Source organism: Tenacibaculum amylolyticum (assembly GCF_964511145.1).
GTDB classification, from domain to species: Bacteria; Bacteroidota; Bacteroidia; order Flavobacteriales; family Flavobacteriaceae; genus Polaribacter; species Polaribacter amylolyticum.
This window is the reverse complement of the sequence record NZ_CAZEFZ010000033.1, coordinates 38,055-64,658: the sequence shown is the minus strand read 5'-3', so window position 1 is coordinate 64,658 and position 26,604 is coordinate 38,055. Positions and strand designations below refer to the sequence as shown.

General features: G+C 30.8%; 20 protein-coding genes. 8 read left to right on the top strand and 12 right to left on the bottom strand.

What is annotated here, in order from left to right; genetic code table 11:
• Nucleotides 1-2: 2 nt before the first annotated feature.
• The 9 genes from ACKTTC_RS11380 to miaB all read right to left on the bottom strand — a co-directional run bounded on the left by ACKTTC_RS11380 (nt 3) and on the right by miaB (nt 11,499).
• The gene (locus tag ACKTTC_RS11380; RefSeq protein WP_408039951.1) at nt 3-2,417 is read right to left on the bottom strand and encodes a hypothetical protein; all 2,415 of its coding nucleotides are present in this window, start codon (nt 2,415-2,417) and stop codon (nt 3-5) included.
• Nucleotides 2,418-2,564: 147 nt separating this feature from the next.
• Nucleotides 2,565-4,895, bottom strand: a complete 2,331-nt coding sequence (locus ACKTTC_RS11375; protein ID WP_408039950.1) for a hypothetical protein — start codon at nt 4,893-4,895, stop codon at nt 2,565-2,567.
• 116 nt (nt 4,896-5,011) lie between these two features.
• Nucleotides 5,012-6,646, bottom strand: coding sequence for a chaperonin GroEL (gene groL / locus ACKTTC_RS11370; RefSeq protein WP_408039949.1), 1,635 nt, complete (start codon nt 6,644-6,646; stop codon nt 5,012-5,014).
• Nucleotides 6,647-6,681: 35 nt separating this feature from the next.
• Nucleotides 6,682-6,957 (bottom strand): co-chaperone GroES, encoded by a 276-nt coding sequence (locus ACKTTC_RS11365; RefSeq protein WP_408039948.1) that lies wholly within the window; start codon nt 6,955-6,957, stop codon nt 6,682-6,684.
• Nucleotides 6,958-7,136: 179 nt separating this feature from the next.
• Entirely contained in the window at nt 7,137-7,472 is a 336-nt protein-coding gene (secG, locus tag ACKTTC_RS11360) for a preprotein translocase subunit SecG (protein ID WP_408039947.1), read from the bottom strand.
• A gap of 7 nt (nt 7,473-7,479) precedes the next feature.
• On the bottom strand, nt 7,480-8,196 hold the full coding sequence (locus ACKTTC_RS11355; RefSeq protein ID WP_408039946.1) for a tetratricopeptide repeat protein: 717 nt from the start codon (nt 8,194-8,196) through the stop codon (nt 7,480-7,482).
• Entirely contained in the window at nt 8,190-8,696 is a 507-nt protein-coding gene (locus ACKTTC_RS11350; RefSeq protein WP_408039945.1) for an LptE family protein, read from the bottom strand. The genes ACKTTC_RS11355 and ACKTTC_RS11350 overlap by 7 nt, the downstream gene beginning before the upstream one ends.
• 34 nt (nt 8,697-8,730) lie before the next feature.
• A complete protein-coding gene (locus ACKTTC_RS11345; RefSeq protein ID WP_408039944.1) occupies nt 8,731-9,966 on the bottom strand; it encodes a sigma 54-interacting transcriptional regulator in 1,236 nt (411 codons plus the stop codon).
• Nucleotides 9,967-10,044: 78 nt separating this feature from the next.
• Nucleotides 10,045-11,499 (bottom strand): tRNA (N6-isopentenyl adenosine(37)-C2)-methylthiotransferase MiaB, encoded by a 1,455-nt coding sequence (miaB, locus tag ACKTTC_RS11340; RefSeq protein ID WP_408039943.1) that lies wholly within the window; start codon nt 11,497-11,499, stop codon nt 10,045-10,047.
• Nucleotides 11,500-11,727: 228 nt separating this feature from the next.
• Here miaB and topA point away from each other — a divergent pair, with 228 nt between their 5' ends.
• From topA to ACKTTC_RS11305, 7 genes are all read left to right on the top strand, one after another.
• Complete coding sequence (topA, locus tag ACKTTC_RS11335) at nt 11,728-14,211, top strand: type I DNA topoisomerase (RefSeq protein ID WP_408039942.1); 2,484 nt, start codon at nt 11,728-11,730, stop codon at nt 14,209-14,211.
• 38 nt (nt 14,212-14,249) lie between these two features.
• Nucleotides 14,250-15,410, top strand: coding sequence for a formimidoylglutamase (locus tag ACKTTC_RS11330; RefSeq protein ID WP_408039941.1), 1,161 nt, complete (start codon nt 14,250-14,252; stop codon nt 15,408-15,410).
• Nucleotides 15,411-15,501: 91 nt separating this feature from the next.
• Nucleotides 15,502-16,866, top strand: a complete 1,365-nt coding sequence (porK, locus tag ACKTTC_RS11325; RefSeq protein ID WP_408039940.1) for a T9SS ring complex lipoprotein PorK/GldK — start codon at nt 15,502-15,504, stop codon at nt 16,864-16,866.
• Nucleotides 16,867-16,922: 56 nt separating this feature from the next.
• The gene (porL, locus tag ACKTTC_RS11320; RefSeq protein WP_408039939.1) at nt 16,923-17,573 is read left to right on the top strand and encodes a type IX secretion system motor protein PorL/GldL; all 651 of its coding nucleotides are present in this window, start codon (nt 16,923-16,925) and stop codon (nt 17,571-17,573) included.
• A 49-nt stretch (nt 17,574-17,622) separates the two neighbouring features.
• On the top strand, nt 17,623-19,149 hold the full coding sequence (porM, locus tag ACKTTC_RS11315) for a type IX secretion system motor protein PorM/GldM (protein ID WP_408039938.1): 1,527 nt from the start codon (nt 17,623-17,625) through the stop codon (nt 19,147-19,149).
• A gap of 20 nt (nt 19,150-19,169) precedes the next feature.
• Nucleotides 19,170-20,048 (top strand): type IX secretion system ring subunit PorN/GldN, encoded by an 879-nt coding sequence (porN, locus tag ACKTTC_RS11310; protein ID WP_408039937.1) that lies wholly within the window; start codon nt 19,170-19,172, stop codon nt 20,046-20,048.
• Between the two features lie 76 nt (nt 20,049-20,124).
• Nucleotides 20,125-21,180: an NAD(P)/FAD-dependent oxidoreductase gene (locus tag ACKTTC_RS11305; protein ID WP_408039936.1), complete on the top strand. Its 1,056-nt coding sequence runs from the start codon at nt 20,125-20,127 to the stop codon at nt 21,178-21,180.
• 154 nt (nt 21,181-21,334) lie between these two features.
• On the opposite strand, the gene ACKTTC_RS11300 is transcribed toward ACKTTC_RS11305, so the two are convergent.
• From ACKTTC_RS11300 to ACKTTC_RS11290, 3 genes are all read right to left on the bottom strand, one after another.
• Nucleotides 21,335-21,982, bottom strand: coding sequence for a response regulator (locus ACKTTC_RS11300; protein ID WP_408039935.1), 648 nt, complete (start codon nt 21,980-21,982; stop codon nt 21,335-21,337).
• Nucleotides 21,972-23,948, bottom strand: a complete 1,977-nt coding sequence (locus tag ACKTTC_RS11295; protein ID WP_408039934.1) for a tetratricopeptide repeat-containing sensor histidine kinase — start codon at nt 23,946-23,948, stop codon at nt 21,972-21,974. The genes ACKTTC_RS11300 and ACKTTC_RS11295 overlap by 11 nt, the downstream gene beginning before the upstream one ends.
• Nucleotides 23,949-24,139: 191 nt before the next feature.
• Nucleotides 24,140-24,535: a DUF983 domain-containing protein gene (locus ACKTTC_RS11290; RefSeq protein WP_408039933.1), complete on the bottom strand. Its 396-nt coding sequence runs from the start codon at nt 24,533-24,535 to the stop codon at nt 24,140-24,142.
• Between the two features lie 133 nt (nt 24,536-24,668).
• Between ACKTTC_RS11290 and ACKTTC_RS11285 the strand changes: the two genes are divergently transcribed.
• On the top strand, nt 24,669-26,585 hold the full coding sequence (locus ACKTTC_RS11285) for an ABC-F family ATP-binding cassette domain-containing protein (protein WP_408039932.1): 1,917 nt from the start codon (nt 24,669-24,671) through the stop codon (nt 26,583-26,585).
• The last annotated feature ends 19 nt before the right edge of the window (nt 26,586-26,604 follow it).

The following is a 26,604-nucleotide window of genomic DNA, read 5'->3' as shown; positions in this document are numbered from 1 at the left end:
TGCTAGTTAGCAATGATTATTTTTTTAGAAATTAGTTTTCCAGATTCAGAAATACCTTCGATATAGATATTAATATGTTTTTGCATATTGGTTGGAATATTAAAATCTAATTTTCCATTAGGAGCTATAGAGATATTTGGATTCCAGAAAATAGCACCATATTTTTGATAAGTAGCATCTGTAAAAGAAGGGTATTTAGGATTGTAATATTCTTTTGCAGTAGCAAAACCTACAGGTACAGTTACATGAGTATATTCTGCACGTTTATCTTCGTATTCACCGGGGGATACAGTGAAAACATGAATTTCTTCTCCAATTCTTCCAGGGCTTCTTCCGTAAAAGACTTCTTTTACAGTATTTAAATAGATTCCTTCTAATAGGAATAGGTTATCACTAATTTCAGCCCCATCCAGATATACTCTTACAGAAGGTCTTCCATATTTACTATCACTATTATTACTTGACTCTATAACATTATCGGCTAAAAAACCTTCATCTTCAGTAGAAATAGCATTCTTAGGGCCTGATGGTGTAACCAAACCTCTAGGAAGTATTTGTAAATTCCCAGAATTATCGTAACTAACTTTATAGAGCCTAGATTTTATATAATCAATAATAGTTTCTCCAGAAGCTACAATCATATCTTCCATTCTTCTTCTCGAAAGTATTGTAGGGGCTCCATATACTTTTTCTGAATTTTCAAACTTTTTCCTCTTTTTTGCTTGTATTTCAATTTCATCTAATGCTTCAAATTCATTATCTAACGGTTTAAAGTTAGCCACTTCTAACTCTTTGTTATTAGTTTTTTTTAATTTACTTAGATTAATTTTTTCAGACATTTTATTATTAGAGTAGGCTAGCACAGGTCTTATTTTATATAAGTTGTCGTTACTTTTAAGAGCAAAGTCGAATACTGAATTCTTTTTAATAAAAGAGTTTTTAATAACCCAAGGTTGCTCTTTAGGTGGTAAAATCCTTACCATATTATTATCTCTAGAGTATAGTAAGATCGATTGTTTATTCGTTAATCCTTTATTCACTTTAGCAGTAATATCAATACCGTTTTCAAAAGGATGTATAGTACGAGGAGTGGAATTAAAAATAGTATGCCAATTATATTTACTCCAGCCTTGGGTAAGTAATAATAAATCGAGGTTTCTTTGCTGTTTTTTAGAATTTCCTTTAAAATATGCAGAAGGGTTTTGAATAGTTCCTTTTACATATGGCTTTAATAAAAATGATGAAACGATATTATAAGTAGGTTGGTAAGCAATAGTGTTATGAGGTAAAAAAGAAGCACTAGCATATATTTTTTCATTAGTAGGATTAGTTATTCCTATTTGTAAAGAATCATTTATACTTCGCTTACCTTGAATATTTAAGTTGTAGAATAAATTATCTGAATAGTTAAAGATTAGTCTTTCTGCTATAGGAGTATTTTTTTCGTTAAAAACAGTAATAATATTTATTCCAGAACCAAGCTGTGATTTTTGTAAAACTAATGCATGGTTTAAGTTGTTTTTCTTAAAAACAAAAGGATAGTTTGTAAAGTTTCTAGTATTATGAACCAGTACGTTATATTTTTTTCCTGCAATTGACTGTAAAGTTTCATGATTACTTACAAGGTTAACAACTACTTCTTTCGAACTTTTATTATTAACAATTAATGAAATACCTTGTTTTTTAGGTTTAGGTGTTGTTACTTTAATTTCAGAACCGTTAGATAAATAAGCATGAAATGTGTAACTGCTATTTTCTTTAAAAAATAAACGTACGCTATTCATACCGAATTTATTTGTAGAGAACTTTCGAATAACTTTATTGTCTTGATCTTTTATAAGACCTTCCTGTATTTTAATCCCTTTATTATTGGAGTCTTTAATTAGAATTCCTAAGCTGTTTAGAGTATTAGCGATAATATGACCACCTTCAGGAAATAATTTAAACTCAAAAAAATCTTCTTCAGGAATAGTTGTTGAAACTTCTTTATCTCTTGTAGAAGCAAGCTTAATTTTTTGGTAGAAAGCATTGTCTTCTTCAAAGTTTTTCATCCATCGCGTAGAGGCTTTTATGTAATAATTACTATTGGTAAAAGTAGAATCTAGCAAGATATTTCCATTTCCCATACCATTTTTGATATGGATTAATTGTTGATCTTTTAATTCTCCAGATTCATCAAAAATTGAAACATATAAATTTGATGTTGTTGAATGGAGTTTTTGAGAATTTTGTTCTTGAATATAAGCTTTGAACCAAATTTCTTCACCTTGTAGAAAAGTAGTTTTATTTAGTTGTAAAAAAGGGACTTCTCGTGTGTTTTGAAAGTAATTTATATAACTGTTGTTAAATCCTCTTTTTTGAGCATTAATACTTAAAAATAAAAAGAATAAAATGCTTGATAGTACTTTTTTTATCATAAAGTGTAGTTTAAATTAGTGATTAGCACTAAAACTATTGAATATTCATTTCTGCAAAAAAGAGGAATGAGTGAATGATACGTTACAATGAGTAAACGAGACTAGAAGTAATGTGATTTACCCAAAAACTTTATAATACTAAGTTTTTTATTCAGTTTTAATAACTGTTTTTTTTGAAATTAGTTTTCCAGTAGTAGAAATCCCTTCAATATACACATTAATTTTTTGTTGTGTGTGTTTTGGGATTTTAAAGGTTAATCTGGCGTAAGGATCTAGTGTAATATTAGGTCTCCAAAAAAGGCCTCCATATTTTAAATAAGTATCATCTTGAAGAGAAGGATATTTAGGATTATAATATTTTTTTTCTGTAGCAAAACCTATAGGTAATTTTACATGAGTGTATTCATCACTTTTAGTTATATATTCAGATGGGGTTAATGAAAAAATATGAATTTCCTCTCTTGATCTTTGAGGGTTATTTCCATAAAATATTTCTTTTACTGTGTTTAAATAAATTCTATCTAAAATCCAAGCCATTCCAGTAACATCATTTCTATCTAAGAATATTTTAGCATTAGAGTTCCCGTAACTTCCTTTATTAGTTCTATTAATTCCTCTTCGTTTAGATATAGATAAATCTCCTAGGTAATTATATGTTAGTTTATAACTTTTAGTGAGTAAAAAATCTATAATAGTTTCATTATCTCCTACTTTTAAATCTTGAACGTTTCCTTTTTGTAGATTACTAGCAGTTCCATATGTGATGTTGTTGTCTATTTTTTTTCTTTTATTTGCTTGTACAATTACTTCATCTAGAGTTTCAAAATCACCTTTCAGTAATGAGAAATTAGCGACCTCTAATGTTTCATTTTTAAATAAATTAAAAGAATTGAAAGTTTCATTTATTTTTCCTGTAGAAAAAGATAATGCAGGAGAAATTTTTTTAGCAAAATCTTCATTATTCAAAGAAAAGTCTATAATAGAATTTTTCTTAATAAAGCTATTTCTTATTACCCAAGGGTTTTTATTGGGAGGAATTATTTGTATTAAGTTATTTTCTTTAGAATGTATAACAATAAATTGTTTTTGTTTTATCGGTTTATTAAGTGTAGCTGTAATATTTATACCATTTTCAAAAGGATAGTTTATGGCAGGTGGGGTATTAAAAATAGTATTCCAATTGTATTTACTCCATCCTTGAGTAAGTAACAATAGATCAAGGTCTCTTTGTTGTTTTTTATAGTATGGGCCAAAATATTTAGCTGGGTTTTGTATGGAGCCTTTAATATAAGGCCTTAGTAAAAAAGAAGTGCTTATGGTATTTGAAGGATTGTATGCCTTTGTGTTGTAAGGTAAAAAAGAAGCACTAACATTAATAGTTTCTCTAGATGGGTTTGAAAAAGTAACTTTTAAAGAGTCGGTAATAGATTTTCTAACTTTTATTCTAACATTTTCAAATAAATTATCTGAATGAATGAAGGTTAATCGCTCACTTATAGGAGCATTGTTTTCATTAAATAATGTAATAATATTTAATCCAGGGGGTAAGTCTTCTTTACCTATAATAAATATATAATTCTGTTTATTACGATTCATTGTAAAAGAATAATTTCTGAAATTTCTAGTATTATGTATCATAATTCTATACGACTTTCCTGCAAATACACTTGATGTTTTTTTATTAGTGATAGCATTAATAACAAGTGGTTCATTTTTTTTGTTGACAATATGTAAAGCAATACCTTGAGGTGAAGGAGAGGTGGTGGTTGTTTTTATTTCAGAGCCATTAGATAAAGTAGCGTAAAATGTATATGTTTGATTTTCTTTAATAAAAAGACGTACACTATTCATTCCAAATTCATTTGTGGTAAATTGACGTATAATCTTATTGTTTTGATCTTTAATAACTCCCTTTTTAATTTGGAGACCTTTGTTATTAGAGTTTTTAATAAGGATCCCTATATTGTTTGTGGTGTTAGCTATAAAATGGCCTCCTTCTGGAAGTAGTTTGAATTCAAAGAAGTCTTTTTCGGATAAAATATTGGTTATATTAGTTGTTGAAGAAATGATGTTTATTTTTTGATAATAAGCATTGTCTTCTTCAAAATTTTTCATCCATCTTGTAGAGGCTTTTATATAATAATTTTTGTCTTTATAAGTAGAGTCGAGAAGAATATTACCGAGACCAAGTCCGTTTTTAATATGTATTAATTGTTGGTCTTTTAGTATACCTGATTGATCAAAAATGGACACGTAAAGATTGGATGTAGAAGTATGTAGTTTTTGAGAGTTTTGTTCTTGTATGTAGGTTTTAAACCAAATTTCTTCTCCTTGTAAAAAAGTAGTTTTATTGAGATGTAAAAAAGGAATCTCTCTAGTGTTTTCAAAATAACTTACATAACTACTATCAATTTTTTGCTGAGAAAAAAGGGTATAACAAAAAATAAGAGATACTAGGCATAATACTATTTTCTTCATTGCAATCTAAGTTTGGGTAACAAAAGGAAAATCAACAAGAATTATACCAAAAAAATAAGCCTTGAAGTTTATAAAACTCAAGACTTATTTAAAATTTTATTATCTGAAGCAAATGCTTACATCATTCCTGGCATTCCACCACCCATTGGAGGCATTCCACCAGCTGGAGCATCTTCTTTAATATCTACTAAAGCACATTCAGTAGTTAAGATCATACCAGCTACAGAAGCAGCATTTTCTAAAGCTACACGAGTTACTTTCTTAGGATCGATAATACCAGCTTCTAACATATCTACATACTGTTCAGTTTTAGCATCGTATCCAAAATTGTTTTCTCCTTCTAAAACTTTATTGATTACTACAGAACCTTCACCTCCTGCATTTTCTACAATTGTACGTAATGGAGATTCAATAGCCTTGTTTACGATTTGAATACCTGTAGTTTCATCTAAATTATCAGAAGTTAAAGTCTCTAATACTTTCTTAGCACGAACTAAAGCAACACCACCACCAGCAACAATACCTTCTTCTACAGCTGCACGAGTTGCATGTAAAGCATCATCTACACGGTCTTTCTTTTCTTTCATTTCTACTTCAGAAGCAGCACCAACATATAATACAGCAACACCACCAGCTAATTTAGCTAAACGCTCTTGTAACTTCTCACGGTCGTAGTCTGAAGTTGTAGTTTCGATTTGTGCTTTAATTTGGTTTACACGCGCTTTAATTTGCTCTTCATCACCTGCTCCATTTACAACAGTAGTATTATCTTTATCAATTGTTACTGTTTCAGCAGTTCCTAATAAATCTAACGTTGCATTTTCTAAAGAGAAACCTCTTTCCTCAGAGATTACAGTACCACCAGTTAAGATAGCAATGTCTTCTAACATTGCTTTTCTTCTATCTCCAAATCCTGGAGCTTTTACAGCAGCAATTTTTAATCCTCCTCTTAATTTATTTACTACTAAAGTCGCTAATGCTTGTCCGTCTACATCTTCAGCAATAATTAATAACGGACGACCAGATTGTGCAACTGGTTCTAAGATTGGTAAAATTTCTTGTAAGTTAGAAATCTTCTTATCAAATAATAAGATGTAAGGGTTTTCTAACTCAGCAATCATTTTATCTGCATTGGTTACGAAGTATGGAGATAAATAACCTCTGTCAAACTGCATTCCTTCAACAACATCTACATACGTATCTGTTCCTTTAGCTTCTTCAACAGTAATAACACCTTCTTTACCAACTTTTCCAAAAGCAGTAGCAATTAAATCTCCAATAACAGAATCGTTGTTTGCAGAAATAGAAGCTACTTGTTGAATTTTTTCAGAAGAATCTCCTACTTCTTTAGATTGCTTAGCTAAATCTTGAGTTAAAGAAGCTACAGCTTTATCAATTCCTCTTTTTAAATCCATAGGATTTGCACCTGCAGCTACATTCTTTAATCCTTCTTTTACAATTGCTTGTGCTAAAACAGTAGCAGTAGTAGTACCATCTCCAGCTAAATCATTTGTTTTAGAAGCTACTTCTTTTACCATTTGTGCTCCCATGTTTTCTAGAGCATCTTCTAATTCTACTTCTTTTGCTACAGAAACACCATCTTTAGTAACGTGTGGAGCACCAAAAGCTTTAGAAATAATTACATTACGACCTTTTGGTCCTAAAGTTACTTTTACAGCATTAGCTAAAGCATCTACACCACGTTTTAAACCGTCGCGTGCTTCAATATCAAATTTTATATCTTTTGCCATTTTATTTTCTTTGTTTGTGATTAATTAGTTGTTATTTAGATGATCGCTAAAATGTCAGATTCTCTCATCATCAAATAATCTTTACCTTCAAATTTAAGCTCAGTACCAGAATACTTTCCGTATAAAACAGTATCTCCTACTTGTACTGTTAAAGGTTCGTCTTTTTTACCATTTCCTACGGCAACAACAGTCCCTTTTTGTGGTTTTTCTTTCGCATTATCAGGTATAATAATTCCTGAAGCGGTAGTAGTCTCAGCTGCAGCTGGTTCTACAAGAACTCTATCTGCTAAAGGTTTGATATTTAATCCCATTTTATTTTAAAAATTTTGATTAATCTATGTTTGAATTTTCTTTGTTGAAATTGACAGAAATTATGCCATTGGTATAAAACTGACAATTTTACTTCGCGAAGATATTTATAAAAAAAGTGAAATAAAAAAAATGCCAACGTGTCATCGTTGGCATTTTTAAATATTGTATCTAAATATCCTTAGTTTACTGAATCTTTAGTAGTAGTTTCAGCAGGAGTTGTAGTAGCTGGTGCAGTAGTTTCAACACCATCTAATGCATTGTTTAACTCAGGAGCATTGTTTGTATTACCTCTATCAATAGCGAAGTTTGATAATAAAATTAAAGCAAACATAGCAATTGCTAAAGTCCACGTAGTTTTATCTAAGAAGTTATTAGTGCTTTGAACTCCTCCAATATTTTGGCCTCCTCCTCCAAAAGTAGAAGATAATCCTCCTCCTTTAGGGTTTTGTACCATTACGATTAAGATTAATGCAATCGCAACGATAATTATTAATATTAAAATTGGTAAATACATGTCTTTATTATGATTTTTGTAAAATTTTGATCTTTCTAATTTGGTCTGCAAATAAACCACTTTTTTCTGGATATTTCAAACTTAATATTTCATAAGCTTTTATCGCATTGTCATACTTTTTCTGTTCCAAGTAAATTTTAGCTAAGGTTTCTGTCATCAAAACAGGTTCTTGCTGCGTGTCTACAGGTTTTGCTTGTATAGGTTGGCTTTTATTTACTCTCGATATTTTTGGATTAATAGCAATAAAACGATCGATAATGTTTTTTTGTAATGTGTTTTCTGTTTCTGGTACAGGGATAACTTTTTTTAATGTACTAGAAGATAACTGTAACCATTGATTAAAAGAATGTGTTTCATTTTCTGTAAATGAGATAGGTTCTCCTATGTGTAACTCTTCTTTTACTTGCTCAACGATTGTTGAAGGTTTATTAGCTTTTGTTTGAGTAGTTGTATTCTCTTCCCTAGTAATGTCATTAACTTTTTCAGTGAAAGCTTTAGACGTAATATAATCAAATAAAACAGCTCTATCTGCAGTGTATGCAGCAGTAACTTTTAGTTCATTATTGTACTTAAAACTTTCCTGATCTTTTAAGGTCTTTAAGAATAATATTCTGGCTGACTGAAAATAAGGATGTTTTTTAACAATTGATTTTAATTCAACAGTATTTTCTTGTTGAATTATATTGGGATTATTAAGAAGTGTTAAAAAATTATCTTTTACCATTTTGCTACAGAAGCATTAAAAATATCTTGAGTAATTCTTCCTAAAATTTCATTAAAAGCTTCCTCTAATACACTACCACTTAATTGTTGAGCAGCTCCATAATCATAATAAAAAGAAAAAGGTTTTTCAAAATCGTCTTTTTCATTTAAATTATTAGTGAAACGTACATTAATTGTAATAGTCAATCTGTTTTGTGCTGCGGTTTGATTAGCAGTTGCACTTGTTGGTGTAATCCTATAACCAACAATCTCACCATCAAACTGTAGATCGCCACCAGCGTTTACTAAAGTTAAATTTGTTTGTCTAGTAAATAAATCCTGTAAGTCTTGTGTAAAACGTTGACTTAAACTTGGTTCTACTAAAGGTGCTTGATTCGGGAAAAAGTTTACTTGAATTGTTTTTGCATTTCCAGTATTACCTCCTGTAAAAGAATAAGCTCCGCATCCAATTAAAAAAATAAAACTTAAAGATGCAAAAAGTATGAATAAAGTTCTTTTCATTTTTTGAGTTCAATTAATGTTTTCTTCTAAATTATCATAAATCATATTGTTTGATTTTACGATAAAGTGTTCTTTCAGAAATTCCTAGTTCTTTAGCTGCTAATTTTCGTTTTCCTTTATTTCTCTCTAAAGATTTTCTTATCATTTCAATTTCCTTCTCTTGTAAAGATAAGTTTTCGTGTTCTTCTATCGTCTCAACAAAATCATAATTATTTTCAGGAGTAGGATTTTCAGGCAATTGAACAACTTCTACATTATGAGTAGTTGGCGTTATTGGTTCTTGATCGCTATAAATTCTTTGAATAAGCCCTCTATGTTCTTCTTGTACTTCTTGCACATTACCACTACGCATTAAATCTAGCGTCAATTTTTTCAAGTCGTTAATGTCATTACGCATATCAAACAATATCTTATACATAATGTCTCGTTCGCTTGAAAAATCACTTGAAGAGTCTTTTTTATCGACTACCATTGGTAAATTACCAGGGAGGTCGGGTAGATAATGCGCTAAAATTTCACTAGATATCGTACGATTTTCCTCCATAATAGAAACCTGCTCAGCAATGTTTTTTAACTGTCTAATGTTTCCAGGAAAACGATAATTTAATAACATTTGGTTGGCATTTTCGTCTAAACGAATAACAGGAATTCTGTTTTTTTGAGCAAAATCTGAAGCGAATTTTCTAAACAATAAACTAATATCATTTCCTCTTTCACGTAAAGGTGGAAGCGCAATTTCTATAGTGCTTAATCTGTAATATAAATCTTCTCTAAACTTACCTTTTCGAATGGCGTCCTGCATTTTAACATTAGTAGCAGCAACAATACGCACATTTGTTTTCTGTGTTTGAGAAGACCCTACTTTAATGAATTCACCATTTTCTAAAACACGGAGCAATCTAACTTGTGTTGTTAAGGGAAGTTCTCCAACTTCATCTAAAAAAATAGTACCTCCATCAGCTACTTCAAAATAGCCTTTTCTGGTTTGCGTTGCACCTGTAAAAGCTCCTTTTTCATGACCAAACAATTCACTATCTATAGTTCCTTCAGGTATTGCTCCGCAGTTTACAGCTATGTATTTTGCATGCTTTCTGTGAGATAGCTGATGAATAATTCTTGGAATATTCTCTTTACCAACACCGCTTTCTCCTATAGCTAAAACCGAGATGTCTGTTGGAGCTACTCTAATTGCTTTTTCGATGGCTCTATTGAGTAACATATCATTACCAATAATTCCAAATCGTTGTTTTATAGCTTGTAAATTTTCCATGTTTCTTTTTTGAAGCAAGATTTAAAGATAAAAGAATTAAGAATTCATTAGTCTTAATTCTTTGTTGTCTTTTACTAATTAATTGTTATCAGAATATCCTACAGCAGTTCCTAATAGAGTGGTAGTAGTACAATCTTCAACTTTTACGTTGACGAAATCGCCCATTTTATAATGTTCTTTAGGGAAAACTACTACAGTATTTTGTGTATTACGACCTTTCCAATGAGCATCTGATTTTTTAGAAGTTCCTTCAATTAAAACTTCTTGAATTTTACCAACATGTTCTTTAGCTCTGTATAAACTATGTTCTTGCTGGAGATTAATAATCTCTTGTAATCTGCGCTTTTTAATAGCTAAAGGAATGTCATCTTCCATTTTCTTAGCAGCAAGAGTTCCTGGCCTTTCAGAATAAGCAAACATAAAACCGAAGCTGTATTTTACTTTATCCATTAAATCAAGAGTGTCTTTATGATCTTCTTCTGTTTCTCCACAGAAACCAGCAATCATATCCTGACTTAAATTCATTTCAGGAACAATCTTATAAATATTTTCAACTAGTTCTAAATATTCTTCACGAGTATGTAGGCGATTCATCGCTTCTAACATACGGTTACTTCCACTCTGAATAGGTAAGTGGATATATTTACAAATATTTTTGTGCTTAGCCATTACATGAATTACATCTAAAGTCATGTCTTGCGGATTAGATGTAGAGAATCTGAATCGCATTTTAGGAAACTCAGTAGCACACATATCTAAAAGCTGAGCAAAATTAACCGCAGTTGCTTGTGCCATTTCAGAAGCTTTCTTAAAGTCTTTCTTTAATCCACCTCCATACCATAAATATGAATCAACATTTTGACCTAATAGAGTAATTTCTTTGAAGTTCTTATCATGCATAGATCGAATTTCTTCCATAATACTTTTAGGGTCTCTACTTCTTTCGCGACCACGTGTAAATGGAACTACACAAAAAGTACACATATTATCGCAACCTCTTGTAATCGATACAAAAGCAGAAACACCATTTGAATTTAATCTTACAGGAGAAACATCTGCATAGGTTTCCTCTTTAGATAAAATAACATTTACAGCATCTCTACCAGCTTCTACTTCCTCTACTAAATTTGGTAAATCACGATAAGCATCTGGTCCTACAACAAGGTCTACAATTTTTTCTTCTTCTAAAAATTTAGCTTTCAAACGCTCAGCCATACAACCCAAAACTCCAACTTTCATTTTTGGGTTTACTTTTTTTACGGCATTATATTTCTTTAATCGATTACGAACAGTTGTTTCAGCTTTCTCTCTAATAGAACAAGTATTAACTAATACTAAATCTGCTTCATTAATATTTCCTGTGGTATTAAAACCTTGCTCAGCAAGAATTGCAGCAACAATTTCACTGTCATTCATGTTCATTTGGCACCCATAACTTTCAATAAAAAGTTTCTTGGAGTTACCATCTTTTTGCTCAGTTAATAAAGGTTTTCCTTGTTTTTTTTCGTCTATAACTTTTTCAATCTGTTCCATGTGTCTAATCTCGTTCTAAGTAGCGAGCAAAGATACAACCAAATTCCTAATTTTATGACAAATTGTCATAAAATAAATTAACTGTTTGCATTTTAAATTAGCGTTAATTCTTTTAAAACAATTTTTAATAAAAAAAAACTATATACTTTTGCAAATTGAAATACACCCTATATAATAAGGTATAGGTTGTAAGTAATAATAAGGTATAAAATAGAGAAGAGAAGATACATGGCAAAGAATTTAGTAATTGTTGAGTCTCCTGCTAAGGCGAAGACTATTGAAAAATTTCTCGGAAAAGATTTTCAAGTAGAATCAAGTTTCGGGCATATTGCAGATTTACCGTCGAAGGAACTAGGAGTAGATGTAGAGGGCGATTTTAATCCGAAATATATAGTGTCTTCAGATAAAAAGGCGGTAGTTAAGAAGTTAAAAGACTTAGCTAAGAAAGCAGAGATTGTTTGGTTAGCTTCCGATGAGGATCGTGAAGGAGAGGCTATTGCATGGCATTTAGCAGAACAATTAAAACTGAATAAAGAAAATACAAAGAGAATTGTTTTCAACTCAATTACTAAGAGTGCAATTTTAAAAGCAATAGAAACTCCTAGAACAATTAATTATAACCTTGTAGATGCGCAGCAAGCAAGAAGGGTGTTGGATAGAATAGTAGGATACGAGCTGTCTCCTGTATTATGGAGAAAAGTAAAAGCAGGATTATCTGCGGGTCGTGTACAATCTGTTGCTGTAAGATTAATTGTAGAGAGAGAACGTGCTATTGAAGGGTTTACACCAGTAGCTTCTTATAGAGTAGATGCAGAATTTATAAATGCAAACAATAAGAAGTTTAAAGCAAAATTACCTAAGAACTTCAATACAAAAGAGGAAGCAGAAGCTTTCTTAAACTCATGTTTGTCTGCTGAGTTTTCAGTTTCAGACTTACAAACAAAACCAGCTAAAAAATCACCGGCTGCGCCTTTTACAACTTCTACATTACAGCAAGAAGCATCTCGTAAATTAGGATTCCCTGTTGCTAAGACCATGTTAATGGCGCAAAGGTTATATGAAGCTGGATTAATAACTTATATGAGAACAGATAGTGTAAATCTATCTTCAGAAGCTGTAAGTGCAGCAGCACAAGAAATTGAAAACTCATATGGGAAAGAATATAGTAAACCTCGTAACTTTTCTACAAAATCAAAAGGAGCGCAAGAAGCGCATGAGGCTATTAGACCTACGAATATGGAGCGCCATACGGTGTCTGTAGATTATGATCAAGACCGATTATATAGTTTAATATGGAAACGTACTATTGCTTCTCAGATGAGCGAAGCGCAATTAGAACGTACTAATGTAAGAATAGCGAATAATAAGAATGATAAAGAGTTTTCTGCTAATGGTGAGGTAATTACATTTGAAGGGTTTCTAAAAGTATATTTAGAAGGAACAGATAATGAAGAAGAAGAACAAGCAGGAACACTTCCAAAAATGAAAATTGGAGAAGAGTTAAATAACCAATATATAACAACTACAGAAAGATATACAAGACCTCCAGCTAGATATACAGAAGCTTCTTTAGTAAAACACTTAGAGGAGTTAGGAATTGGTAGACCGTCTACTTATGCACCAACAATTTCAACAGTACAACGAAGAGGTTATGTAGAAAAAGGTACAGCTGAAGGAGTTGAACGCAGTTATATGCAAATATTACTAAAAGATAATAAGATTTCAGAACAAAAATTAACTGAAAAAGTAGGAGCCGATAAAGGAAAAATGATGCCTACTGATATAGGTAATATTGTAAATGATTTTCTTGTTGAAAATTTTGCAAGCATATTAGATTATGGTTTTACTGCAAAAGTAGAGACAGATTTCGATAATATAGCAGATGGTAAAGAGAATTGGACTTCTGTTATTAAAGAGTTCTATCATGATTTTCATCCTACTGTAAAAGACGTTGCGGAGAATGCAGAGAGAGCAAGTGGACAACGTTTGTTAGGTGTCGATCCTGATTCAGGTAAAAACGTATATGTAAGGTTAGGAAGATTTGGTGCAATGATTCAAATAGGAGAGGCAACAGATGAAGAGAAACCAAAGTTCGCTAGCTTACAAGGAGATCAAACAATGAGTTCGATTACTTTCGAAGAGGCAATGGATCTGTTTAAATTACCTAAAACATTAGGAGAGTATGAAGCTAAGGAGGTAGTGGTAGCAAACGGAAGATTTGGTCCTTACATTAAATTTGATGGAAAATACGTATCATTAGATAAAGATGAAAATCCTATGTCTGTCGATATGGATCGTGCTATTGAATTAATTGAAGCTAAAAGAAAAGCAGATGCTCCAATAGGAGAGTATGAAGGGTTACCAATACAAAAAGGTGTAGGTAGATTTGGCCCTTTCATTAAATGGAACTCAATTTTCATCAATGTAAATAAGAAATATGATTTTGATAATTTAACTCAGGAAGATTTAGAAGAATTAATAGAAGATAAGAAAAAGAAAGAAAGAGAGAAGTTGATTCATAACTGGGAAGATGTTGGAATTAGAGTAGAAAAAGCAAGATGGGGAAGGTTTAATGTAATCAAAGGAAAAACTAAAGTTGAACTTCCAAAAACAACAGAAATAGATAAGTTTTCTAAGGAAGAAGCAGTTAAGTTATTTGAGGCTAAAAAAACAACGAAAAAAAAACCTAGAAAGACAGCAAAGAAGAAATAAATTTATATATTGCTGCCTATTCATAATCCCCAAAATTAATGAATACCGATTTTTTATCACCAATAGATGAAAAGGTTTTTGCTCACACAATGGTACAGTCGGCTAAAACTTTAGGTAGAAATATTGAAATTCATTCTATTCAAAATGGTTTGCCAGATTTGAATGGAGCGGATATTGCTATTGTTGGTGTAAAAGAAGGTAGGAATTCTGTTAACAATAAAGGTTGTGGAGAAGATCTTTCAGCAATAAGACAAGGACTTTATGAGTTATTTCCAGGTCAATGGAATACAAAAATCGTAGACTTAGGAAATATAGAATCAGGGAATAAAGTTGAAGATACTTATTTTGCTACTTCAGAAGTTGTTGCTTCCTTAGTAAAAAAGAACATAGCTGTTGTTCTAATTGGAGGAAGTCAAGACATCACTTACGCTAATTATCGTGCCTATGATAAGTTAGAACAAACAATTAATTTAGCTGTAGTAGATAGCCGTTTTGATTTAGGAACATTAGAAGAAGAAATTAACTCTCATTCTTATCTAAGTAAGATAATTATGGAAGAGCCAAATAATCTTTTTAATTATAGTAATCTAGGTTATCAAACATATTTTAATTCTCAAGAAGAAATTAATTTGTTGCAGAACTTATATTTTGATACTTTTAGGCTCGGGGAAGTTAAAAAGCTTGAGTTGGTGGAACCAATACTTAGAGATGCAGATATTGTGAGTGTAGATATAGGTAGTGTTCGTTTAAGTGATGCACCAGGGAATAAAAATGCAGCACCTAACGGATTTTACGGAGAAGAATTATGTGCAATAGCAAGATATGCAGGAATAAGTGACAAAGTAACTTCTTTTGGTGTCTATGAATATAACGGGAGATACGATCATAACAACCAAACAGCTAATTTGATTTCACAAGCAATATGGTATTTTATAGAAGGCGTTAATTTTAGAGCCAAAGATTATCCATATTCAAGTAAAGAAAGTTATCAAAAATTCAGTGTTGTCTTAGAAGATGACGATCCCATTAATTTTTATAAAAGTAATAAAAGCGGCCGATGGTGGATGGAGATTAATTTGATATCAGATAATAAATACAAGAGACATGCGTTAATACCTTGTGCATACCAAGATTATGTGCAAGCAATAGAACAAAAAATTCCTGAAAGATGGTACAAGGCACAGCAAAAACTTACATAAAAAAAGTTATATTTGCATCCCTTGATTTGTAAATGTTGAAAAAAATAATAATTCATAATAAGAAAGTTACGAACTCTTTAATTAGTAAAGTATGAAGAAAGTAGCATTATTTGCCCTAATATTAGTTGTCATTTATAGTTGTGGATCTAGCAGCGATAGAGGAGAGCTAGTTGGTGTTAAATCTAAGAGAAAATGGTTTGCAGAAAAACCATATGGTATGGTGTATATAAAAGGAGGTTCGTTTACGATGGGTAAACAAGATGAAGATCCTTTAGGTGCAATGAATGCTCCAACACGTACTGTAACAGTACAGCCATTTTACATGGATGAAACAGAAATAACAAACAGTGAATACAAACAGTTTGTATACTGGGTAAGAGATTCTATTGTAAGAACTCAATTAGCATATCAAGCAGAATTTGCAAGTGGAGGAGAAGAAGATGGAGGTAATCCATCAGGAATCCAACAATATGCTTTTGCTTCTAAAGATACTGTAAATGAATCTCCATATGCTAAATATATGAGAGAAAATTATTACGAGATTGGAGAAGGAATTGATTCTATAAAACCATTAAATTGGGAAGAAGAAATTATTTGGGATAAAGAAGATTTTCCAGATGCTGATTATGTAGAAGTTATGGATTCTTTATACTTAAATAAAGATGAGTCGTTAAATGGAATTCCTACGTTCAATACCAAATTATTAAACTATAGATATTTCTGGTTTGATAATGAGGAAGCAGCAAGAACAGGGAAGAACAGAAAAAACTTCTTAAAAGATGAGGTGATTAATATTTATCCAGATACTACAGTATGGATTAAAGACTTCAACTACTCTTATAATGATCCAATGCACCAAGAATACTTTGCTCACAAAGCTTTCGAAGATTACCCAGTCGTAGGTGTAAATTGGTATCAAGCTAGAGCATTTTGTCACTGGAGAACACAAAACAAAAATTCATTCCAAAGATCAAAAAAGAATTTAGGATTAGTTCCATCTTTTAGATTACCAACAGAAGCAGAATGGGAATATGCTGCTCGTGGAGGTTTAGATTTTGCTAAATACCCATGGGGAGGTCCAAGTACTACAAGTGATAGAGGATGTTTCTTAGCAAACTTTAAACCAGTACGTGGAGACTATGCTGCAGATGGAGCTTTATATACTGTAGAGGCAGTTTCGTATAACCCAAATGGTTTTGGATTATATAATATGGCAGGTAATGTTTCTGAATGGACACATACAGCTTACAACCAAATGTCTTATTACATGGGGTCTACAATGAACCCAAATGTAGAAAATATAGAAAATACACGTAAAATTATACGTGGAGGTTCTTGGAAAGACGTTGCTTATTTCTTAGAGGTAGGTTCTCGTGATTGGGAATATGCAGACACTTCAAGAAGTTATATCGGATTTAGAACAGTTCAAGATTACTTAGGAACTAAAAAACAATAAGTATAGTAAACAATTAATAAACATAATAAATATCCCTAATTAAAAAATCAAAAATTATGGCACAATCAAAATCAACTAAGAGATTATTTAACATGGCTTATGGTTTAGGAGCAGCAGTTGTTATCCTTGGAGCGTTATTTAAGATTATGCACTTTAAAATCGGACCTTTAACAGGAGGAGTGATGTTAACAATAGGAATGGCGGTAGAGGCAATTGTATTCGCATTATCTGCTTTCGAACCAGTTGAAGACGAGTTAGATTGGACAAAGGTTTATCCTGAATTAGCTGGTGGTGCAGCTACAGGTAAAGGTAAAAAAGAAGGTACCCCTGAAGAAGCTCAATCGTTATTATCTCAAAAGTTAGATAATATCTTAAAAGAAGCAAAATTAGATGCACAATTAGTATCAAGATTAGGAGACAGCATTAAAGGTTTCCAAGGAGCGGTAGAGCCATTAGCATCTGCTTCTCAATCTATTTCAGCTACTAACAATTATAATGAGCAAATGTCTAAAGCAGCTTCTCAAATGGCTTCTTTAAATAGCTTATATCAAACACAAGTTGAAAATGCATCTAAGCAAGCTGAATTAAATTCTACAATGGTAGAGAATTCACAACGTTTACAAGAGCAAATGCAATCATTAGCAACAAATTTATCTTCGTTAAACGGAGTATATGGAGGAATGCTTTCTGCAATGAGCAGTAAATAATTAGTCAAAATTTAAGTATTAACGTAAAAAACAACTAACTAGTTAAATTATGGCAGGCGGAAAACAATCTCCAAGGCAGAAGATGATTAACCTTATGTACCTTATCTTCATTGCAATGTTAGCAATGAATATGAGTAAAGAGGTATTATCAGCTTTTGGTTTGATGAACGAAAAATTGACTGATGCTAACACAAGAGCAGCTCAGCAAAATGAAAAGGCGTACGAGAGTTTATCTTTAAAGGCACAAGAGCAAGCATTACAATATGGTAAAGCAAAAGAAAAGACAGACTCTTTAAAGGCTGAAGCTAACGATCTTTATAACTACATCGACAATCTTAAAGCAAAGATGACTGCTGATGTAAAGAATAAAAAAGATTACGAAACAATGGATAAGTCTAAGTTCTTAGATGAATATTTTTTCGTAAGTGGTACAATAACTTCTAAAGGAAAAGAGTTTGTATCTAAGTTAGATGAATTCAGAAAGACAGCTTTAAATGTATTAGGAGAAACTGAATTAGCTGGAGTTATAAACTCTCGCTTCAGTACAGATCCAGTTAAAAATAAAGATGGAGCACAGTTAAATTGGTTAAACTACAATTACGAAGGATTCCCTTTAATTGCTTCTTTAACAAAGTTAACACAAATCCAAGCAGATATTAAAGCTACTGAATCTGATGCATTATCTACTTTATTAAAAGGTGAATTAGAAAGTGCAGTATCATTAACGAACTATGATGCAATGGTAGTTTTTGACAAGAATGCATATTACCCAGGTGAAAAATTATCAGGTAAGATTGTATTAGGAAAAAACGATCCTAATTTAACAGCTGAAAAAGTTGTAATTAATGGTAAAGAATGGCCAGAAGACAAAATTAAAGCAGGTCAGGTAATCTTAGATGGTCCAGCAGGAGCTGTAGGGGATAGAGAAATTAAAGGAGAATTCTTCTTTAAAGAAAATGATTCTACAATTACAATTCCAATTAAAGGAGGATATTCTGTAATTCCAAGACCAAACGAAGCAGTTATTTCTGCTGATAAGATGAACGCTGTATATAGAGGTTTATCTAACCCAATGACAATTTCTATGCCTGGAGTTCCTTCAAATAAAGTAGCAGCTTCTGCTCCTGGATTGAGAAGAGTAAAAGGTGATAGTTATATGATGAGACCTGGAAAAGGAAACGAAGTAACAATTCGTGTAACAGGTACATTACCAGACGGTAAAAAAGTAAGTTCAAATAAGAAATTTAGAATCAAAGAAATTCCACCAGCAGTTGGAATGATTAGAGGACAATTTGGTACAGTATCTTTACCAAAAACTAGTGCAGGAAAAATTACAGTTGCTGCAGGTTTACCAGATTTCTTATTCGATTTAAAATTAACTGTAACAAGCTTTAAAGTTAAAGTACCAGGACAGGTAGCAGTTCCTGTAACAGGTACAAGAATGAATGCCAGAGCTAAAAAAGCAATCGCGAAGGCAAGAAGAAACGATCAAATTACAATTTTTGACATTAAAGCAAATACTTCTGGATATAAGTTAAAGAAAGTATTACCAGTAGTAATTAAAGTTTCAAACTAATAAAATTAAATTAATAGAGTATGAATTGGAAGCGTTTTTATATGGTTATTATGGCTGTGGCTACAACATCTGTAGCAACTGCACAAGCAAATCTATTAAATGCGACAAAAGTAGAGGAGATTGGTGTTAAGACTCAAGCAGAGATAGATTCAGATGCAGATAAACCTTTACCTTATGGTTACATTAGCGATAGAGATGTACTTTGGTCTAAGGTAGTGTGGGAGTATGTAGACTTAAACCAAAAAATCAACTTACCATACTATTATCCAATTGATACAACGAATACATCTAACAACAGACGTTCATTGTACACAACCTTATTAAAAGGTATCAAGTCAGGTAGAATTAAAGAAGTATATCAAGATTCTTATTTTACGACTAAAATCGGACCTAAGGAAATTGATGAAATGACTGTAAGTGTACGTGAAATTGATGGAGGTGAAGAGCAAGGAGGATATACAGATACCTATATGATTACTCCAGACTTAATTAAGGGATACTTAATCAAAGGGATTTGGTATTTCGATAAGCGTCAAGGTGAATTAAAGTATCGTATGTTAGCAATTGCTCCAATGGGACCAGATGTACAGGTTATTGGAGTTGATGAAATAGACGATAAAGATAGTGTATATGAGTTATTTTGGGTATTCTTCCCAGATGCTAGAGAGGTATTACACGAGTCTAAAGTATTCAACCCAAAGAATTCTGCACACCCAATTTCGTATGACAACCTTTTAAATGCACGTCGTTTTAATTCTACTATTGTAAAAGAAGAAAACTTATATGGTGATAGAAAGATCTCAGACTATATTAGAGGTAATTCGTTATTCCAATTATTAGAAGCAGATAGAATTAAGGAAGGTATCCGTAATAGAGAAATGGATATGTGGAATTACTAAAATTCTGTAAGAAATAAATATAAAAGCGCTCTGGTTACAGAGCGCTTTTTTTATGGATTATGATTACTTTTGAAACATGAAACTTGATTATATAGTTGTAGGGTTAGGACTCGCAGGACTTGCTTTTGTTGAAGAATTAGAAAAACATGGGAAAAGCTATGTAGTTTTTGAAAATAATTCCCAAAACTCCTCAAGTGTAGCTGGAGGAACATACAATCCTGTTATTTTAAAAAGGTTTACACCTGTTTGGAATGGACACGAGCAGTTAGAATATGCACTCCCTTTTTATGAAAAGATATCCGATAAGTTTAATAAAAACTTTGATACTAAATTTATAACTAAAAAAGTATTCAACTCCATAGGAGATGAAAACAATTGGTTTACCGCATTGGACAAACCGATGCTATCCAATTATATGAAACCCGAAATAATCAAAGAAAAGATACAAGGAGTTATCGGAAACTTTGGTTTTGGAGAATTATCAGGAACTGGAAGAATAGATACTACAGATTTAATAAAAACTTACAGAACTTCTTTATTAGAAAACAACAAACTAATTAATGAAAGTTTTGAGTATAATCAATTAGAAATAGGAGAAAATAACCTTCGCTATAATGAAGTTGAAGCGCAAAGAATCGTTTTTTGTGAAGGATTTGGACTAAAACAAAATCCATATTTTAATTACCTTCCTCTTAATGGAACTAAAGGTGAAACGATGACAATTCATGCACCAGACTTACAAATTGATTTCTTACTCAAGTCAGCCGTATTTGTTTTACCTCTTGGAAATGATACCTACAAAGTAGGAGCAACGTTTAATTGGACAGATAAAACACAAGTACCAACAGAAGAAGGAAGGAAAGAGTTAGTAGAGAAGCTTGAAAAAACAATTTCTGTTCCGTTTACAATCATCGATCAAACAGCAGGGATTAGACCTACTGTAAAAGATCGCCGTCCTTTAGTAGGTATACACCCTGAATATTCAAAATTATGCATTTTAAACGGTTTAGGAACAAGAGGAGTTATGATTGCACCAACCGTAGCAAAAAACCTTTTTAATCATCTTGAAAATGGGCAAGAATTAGATGAGGAAATAAATATTCGTAGATTTCTAAAAGAACAAATAGCCTAATTATAGAATAACTAGGCTATTTGTAATATGATGTAGCTATCATTCCCCCCGGTCAGACGCTACATCTAATAGATATGTTATAGATTCCCCAATCCGACATTATCTAGTAGATATGATGCAAAATAAAAGAAAACTCTAGTTTTAATAATAGGTATTAATACCCAATATTGCTTTTAGTAAATAAATGCTTGTTTTTTTGAGTCCAAGTAAGCAAAGCTCCAGTTTTTGGAGGTAAATCTAGTTTAAGTATAATTTTACTCCTGTGTTTTTCAATAGTTCTTGGAGAAAGAAATAATAATCTACCAATTTCTTTATTTGTTTTATGTTCAGATATTAACAGAAGTATCCGTCTTTCTGCTAAGGAAAATTGATTTAAAATGGTAGAATTATCTTCTGAAAAATTTAAAGCCTCTTTTATTTTAGGGCTAAAAAAGGGTTGATCTTTTATTACAGATTTAATGCAGTTTTCAATTTCCTCAATGGCAAACTCTTTTAATAAATAACCATAAATATTAAGCTTTTTGGCCTGTAGATATAACTCAACTTCTTTATGGAGTGTAATTAATATGATTTTTGTTGCTATTTTTTTTCTTTGACATTGTTTAGCAATTTCTATACCTGTTAATTTAGGCATATCTATATCTAAAATAGCAACAGAAGGTTCATGCTTAATAATAAAATTAAGAGCAGTTTTTCCGTCATTAGCAGTACCAACTATATTATAACCTTTTTCACTTAGGAAATTCTCTAATCCTTTAACAAGTAATGGATGATCATCCGCTATATAAATGCTAAGCTTCATTAACTGGAATATTTATTTTAACGATAGTGCCTTGTCTCTTAAATGAAGATATATGTATACTTCCATTAATTAATTTAACTCTAGTCTTTAAGTTTTTTAAACCAAGGTTTTTTATGTTCTTATATTTTTCTTGATAATTGAATCCAATACCATTATCCATAATACTTAATAGAATTGATTTTTTTCTATAAGAAATATCAACTTTTGAAGACTCAGCTTTAGAGTGCTTTATAATATTGTTTAAGCACTCTTGTATGATTCGATATAAGTTTACTTCTTGATCAGAATTTAATAAATTATCGATGTTTCTTATATCTCCAAATAATAAAATATCTGAAGAAGAATTATTTAAATTGTCAATTAAGTTTTTTATCGATTTAGTAATTCCGATTTGTTGTATTTGAACAGGTTGTAAATTTTTTGATATGACACGTATTTCATCAATAGCTTCGTCTATTAAATTATTTTTACTACTGTTATTTCGTATGCCATAATTTTTAGCAAGTAATAATTTATGACCTAAACTATCGTGTATATCCTTTGCAATCCTTTTTCGTTCTGCATCTATTGTAGATAATAGATTTTGTGAATATTTACTGTGTAATTCTTGACTTCTTTTTAAGAAAAATCTACTTAATAATAGATATGTTAAAACTATTATAGAAATAGCTGATATAATAATTAGTATTAATAAAAGGCGCTTGTTTTTCTGATCTTTAATTAAAAGGTTAATGTTTGTTTTTTGCTCTAAAATTTTTTGCTCTTTAACACTAGCCTCATGCAATGATTGATAGTAATAAAGAATATTCAATTTTTTGATATTAAAAATAGAATCTTTTAAAGCTGTATAACTTTTGTGGAATTCATGAGCTTTAGAAAAGTTATTTTTAGCCTCATAAATTTTATACAAGCGTTCTTTAACATCTATAACTAGTTGAGTATGATTTTGATTTTCAGCTTTTTTTAAAGTTTGTTTAGCTACTAATAAGGCTTCATCAAGTTTGTTAGTCTTATATAAAAAAAAACTTTTTAAATATAAGAAGTAAAGATATTGGAAACTCTCCGTTCCTTTTACTGACTTTTTTGCTAGTTTATAATAAACAGTTGCTTGCTCAATATTATCTTGTTCTAAGTAAAATTGACAAATTTTAGCATAAATTACAGGGATATTATTAATTACAGCTTTTTCTTTTTTCGCACTACTTAACGCAATTAGCAAAGCTTTTTCTTGTTCTTTATATTGTTTATTTTTTTTATAATCTAAGGCTAAGTTTATATAATCAGTGCTTAATGCATGGTTTGTTTTGGTTTTATCAGCTATTAATTCTTTACGTTCCTTAATAGTTTTTTCAATAAAATCATTCATTCCATAAATATTAATTATTTCTGATCTAGTAGAATAAACATATTCAAGGTCTTTAAGTTTAGTGTAATATGCTAAAGCTGTTTTGTAGTTATGTAAAGCTTCAAAAAAATTATTAGTATTAAAATATGCTTGCCCTCTATAAAGATGTGCATCTGCAGCTGAAATTGAATCTTTTGAAGAAAAATTATTAATAGCTTTAGTGTAATTATCGATGGCTTTAATAAAGCTTTTTCCATTAAAAAATATATCTCCTTTTTTTAAGTATACCTCACCTTTATATCTAGATTTATTAATATTATGTATTTGCTTTTCAAGTTTTTCAATAATGATAAGAGCTTTTTCACTCTGTCCTAAAGCAAAGTTTATATGGTTTGATATATCAAGTCCTGTATTAAAAGCTTTTTCGTAAGCTTTATTTTTAATAGCAATATCTATATACTTATTAGTATAGTAAAATAGAGAATCATTTGGCTTAGATTTTGAAATTTTAATTAAGTTATCTAGCTTATTTAATAAAAGAACATCTTTGTTTTGTGAAAAACTTTGAATAAAGAATAGTAATAAATAAGTGAGAAAAAATCGATAGCAAAATAGATTCATAGTAAAATATTAACCAGAAATTATTCCAGTTTTGTAAAATTAATGAAAATGATTATAAGTTGTTGCTTGATAATGAGTGGGGTAGTTCAAAAACAGTCTTTTTCCTGTAGAGAAACGAATTTGGTTACAATAGTAAATATATTGAAATATAACTAATTTCTGTTAGAGAAAATGATGAAACAACTTTAAACTTAAAGTTTTTTTTGAGGGTTATTTATATCTTTTTGATAGTTTACAAATATGTTAATCCATATAATTCTAGATAAACGAATAGTTATTGGAGACAATAATAAAGAAACTACAACAACTGCAATAAAACTGGTTAAAATATCTTGCTGTAAGAATACCTTTGAGATAATAAAAACAGCAACAAATTGTGCAACCGCTAAAGCATAGTTTACATACATGGCACCAAAAAAGAAAGAAGGTTCCATCATATATTTCAAATTACAATGAGAACAATGTTCGTGTAACTTCGTTATCTTATTAAAATTAAAAGAAGCTTTGTACTTAAAAAAATCACCTTCATTACACCTTGGACATTTATTATTGAAAATACTGTAGAGTTTACTTCCTTTACGAAACATAGAATATGCGAATTTTTGACCTTTTTTAAAGGTTCAGTTTTGTAAGTTTGTACAAATTTCCGAAAAATAAATGTTACTTAATAAGCTTCTACATAAAATATGCTTATTTAAACATTAAAATTGAAGATTACTTATGCTAAATGTACATAATTTGACAGTCTCGTTTATGGGGACTGATTTGTTCTCAGGAATTACTTTTAAACTAATTAAAGGAGATAGAGTAGGATTAATAGGTAAAAATGGAGCAGGAAAATCAACACTATTAAAAGTCTTGTCTAAAGATATAGAAAGTAGTGGAGGAACATTAGCATTTGAAAAAGATATAAAAATTGGTTTTTTAAGACAAGATATTGATTTTGTTCAAGGGCGAACAATTTTAGAAGAAGCTTATCAAGCTTTTGAAGAAATTAAAGAAATCGAAGGAAAGTTAGAAGAAATAAATCAGCAATTAGCAGAACGAACAGACTATGAAAGTGAAAGCTATAACCAATTAATTATAGATCTTAATGAATTAACAGAACGTTATGAAGTTTTAGGAGGATATAATTATCAAGGAGATACAGAAAAAGTATTACAAGGATTAGGTTTTCAAAGAGAAGATTTTGATAAGCTAACAGATACATTCTCTGGAGGGTGGAGAATGCGTATAGAATTGGCAAAACTATTACTTCAGAATAACGATATATTATTATTAGATGAGCCTACTAACCACTTAGATATAGAATCTATTATTTGGTTAGAAAACTTCTTGAAAAGCTATACAGGTGCTATTGTATTAGTGTCTCACGATAAAATGTTTTTAGATAACGTTACGAATAGAACTATAGAAATTTCTTTAGGTCAGATATACGATTATAAAAAACCATATTCACAATATTTAGAATTAAGAGCTGATATTAAGGAGAAGCAAATGCAAGCTCAAAAAAATCAGGAAAAAGAAATTAAACGAACAGAGCAATTAATAGAGAAGTTTAGAGCAAAAGCTAGTAAAGCTTCTATGGCGCAATCGTTAATTAAAAAGTTAGATAAAGTAGAGCGAATTGAAGTAGATCAAGATGAAAACGCTGTAATGAATATTCGTTTTGAAATATCTAAAGAACCAGGTAAAGTTGTAGTTGAAGCAGAAAATGTTAGTAAAAGTTATGGAGATAAGCATGTTCTAGACAATGTAAATCTAATGATAGAAAGAAATGCGAAGGTTGCTTTTGTTGGGCAAAATGGACAAGGAAAATCTACATTAGCAAAAATGGTAGTTGGTGAAATTCCTTTTGAAGGAAATTTAAAACTAGGGCATAATGTTGAAGTAGGATATTTTGCGCAAAATCAATCAGAATATCTACCGCCAGAAAAAACAGTTCTAGAAATTTTAGAAGAAGCCGCTAACGATAGCAACAGAACACGCGTAAGAGATATGTTAGGAGCTTTTCTTTTTAGTGGAGAAGCAGTAGATAAAAAAGCAAAAGTATTATCGGGAGGAGAACGAAATCGTTTGGCTTTGTGTAAATTATTAATGAGACCATTTAATGTGCTCATTATGGATGAGCCTACGAACCACTTAGATATTGCTTCTAAAAATGTTTTAAAGAAAGCATTACAAAATTTCAACGGAACATTAATTTTAGTATCGCACGACCGTGATTTTTTACAAGGTTTAGCAACAAATGTTTATGGATTTAAAGATAAAATCATAAAAAAATACTTAGGAGGAATAGATTATTTCTTAGAACAACATCAAATAGAAAGTTTAAGAGAAGCAGAAAAAAGAACAGTTGTAAAAGATGAAAAAGTAACTAGTAAAAAAGAAGCATATAAACTTTCTAAAGAACAAGAAAAGGAACTTAAAAAGCTAAAGAATAGGTCATCTAAAATTGAAAATTTAATTTCAGACTTAGAGATAGAAATTGAGAAAATAGATTTAGAATTAGCCCAGAATTATGAAGAAGTATCTTCTCAACCCGATTTCTTCGAAAATTATAAGCAGAAAAAAGCCAAGCTAGACGATTTAATGCTAGAGTGGGAAGAAGTTGAAGAAAAAATAGGAGAATTTTAAGTAGATTTATAAAAAATAA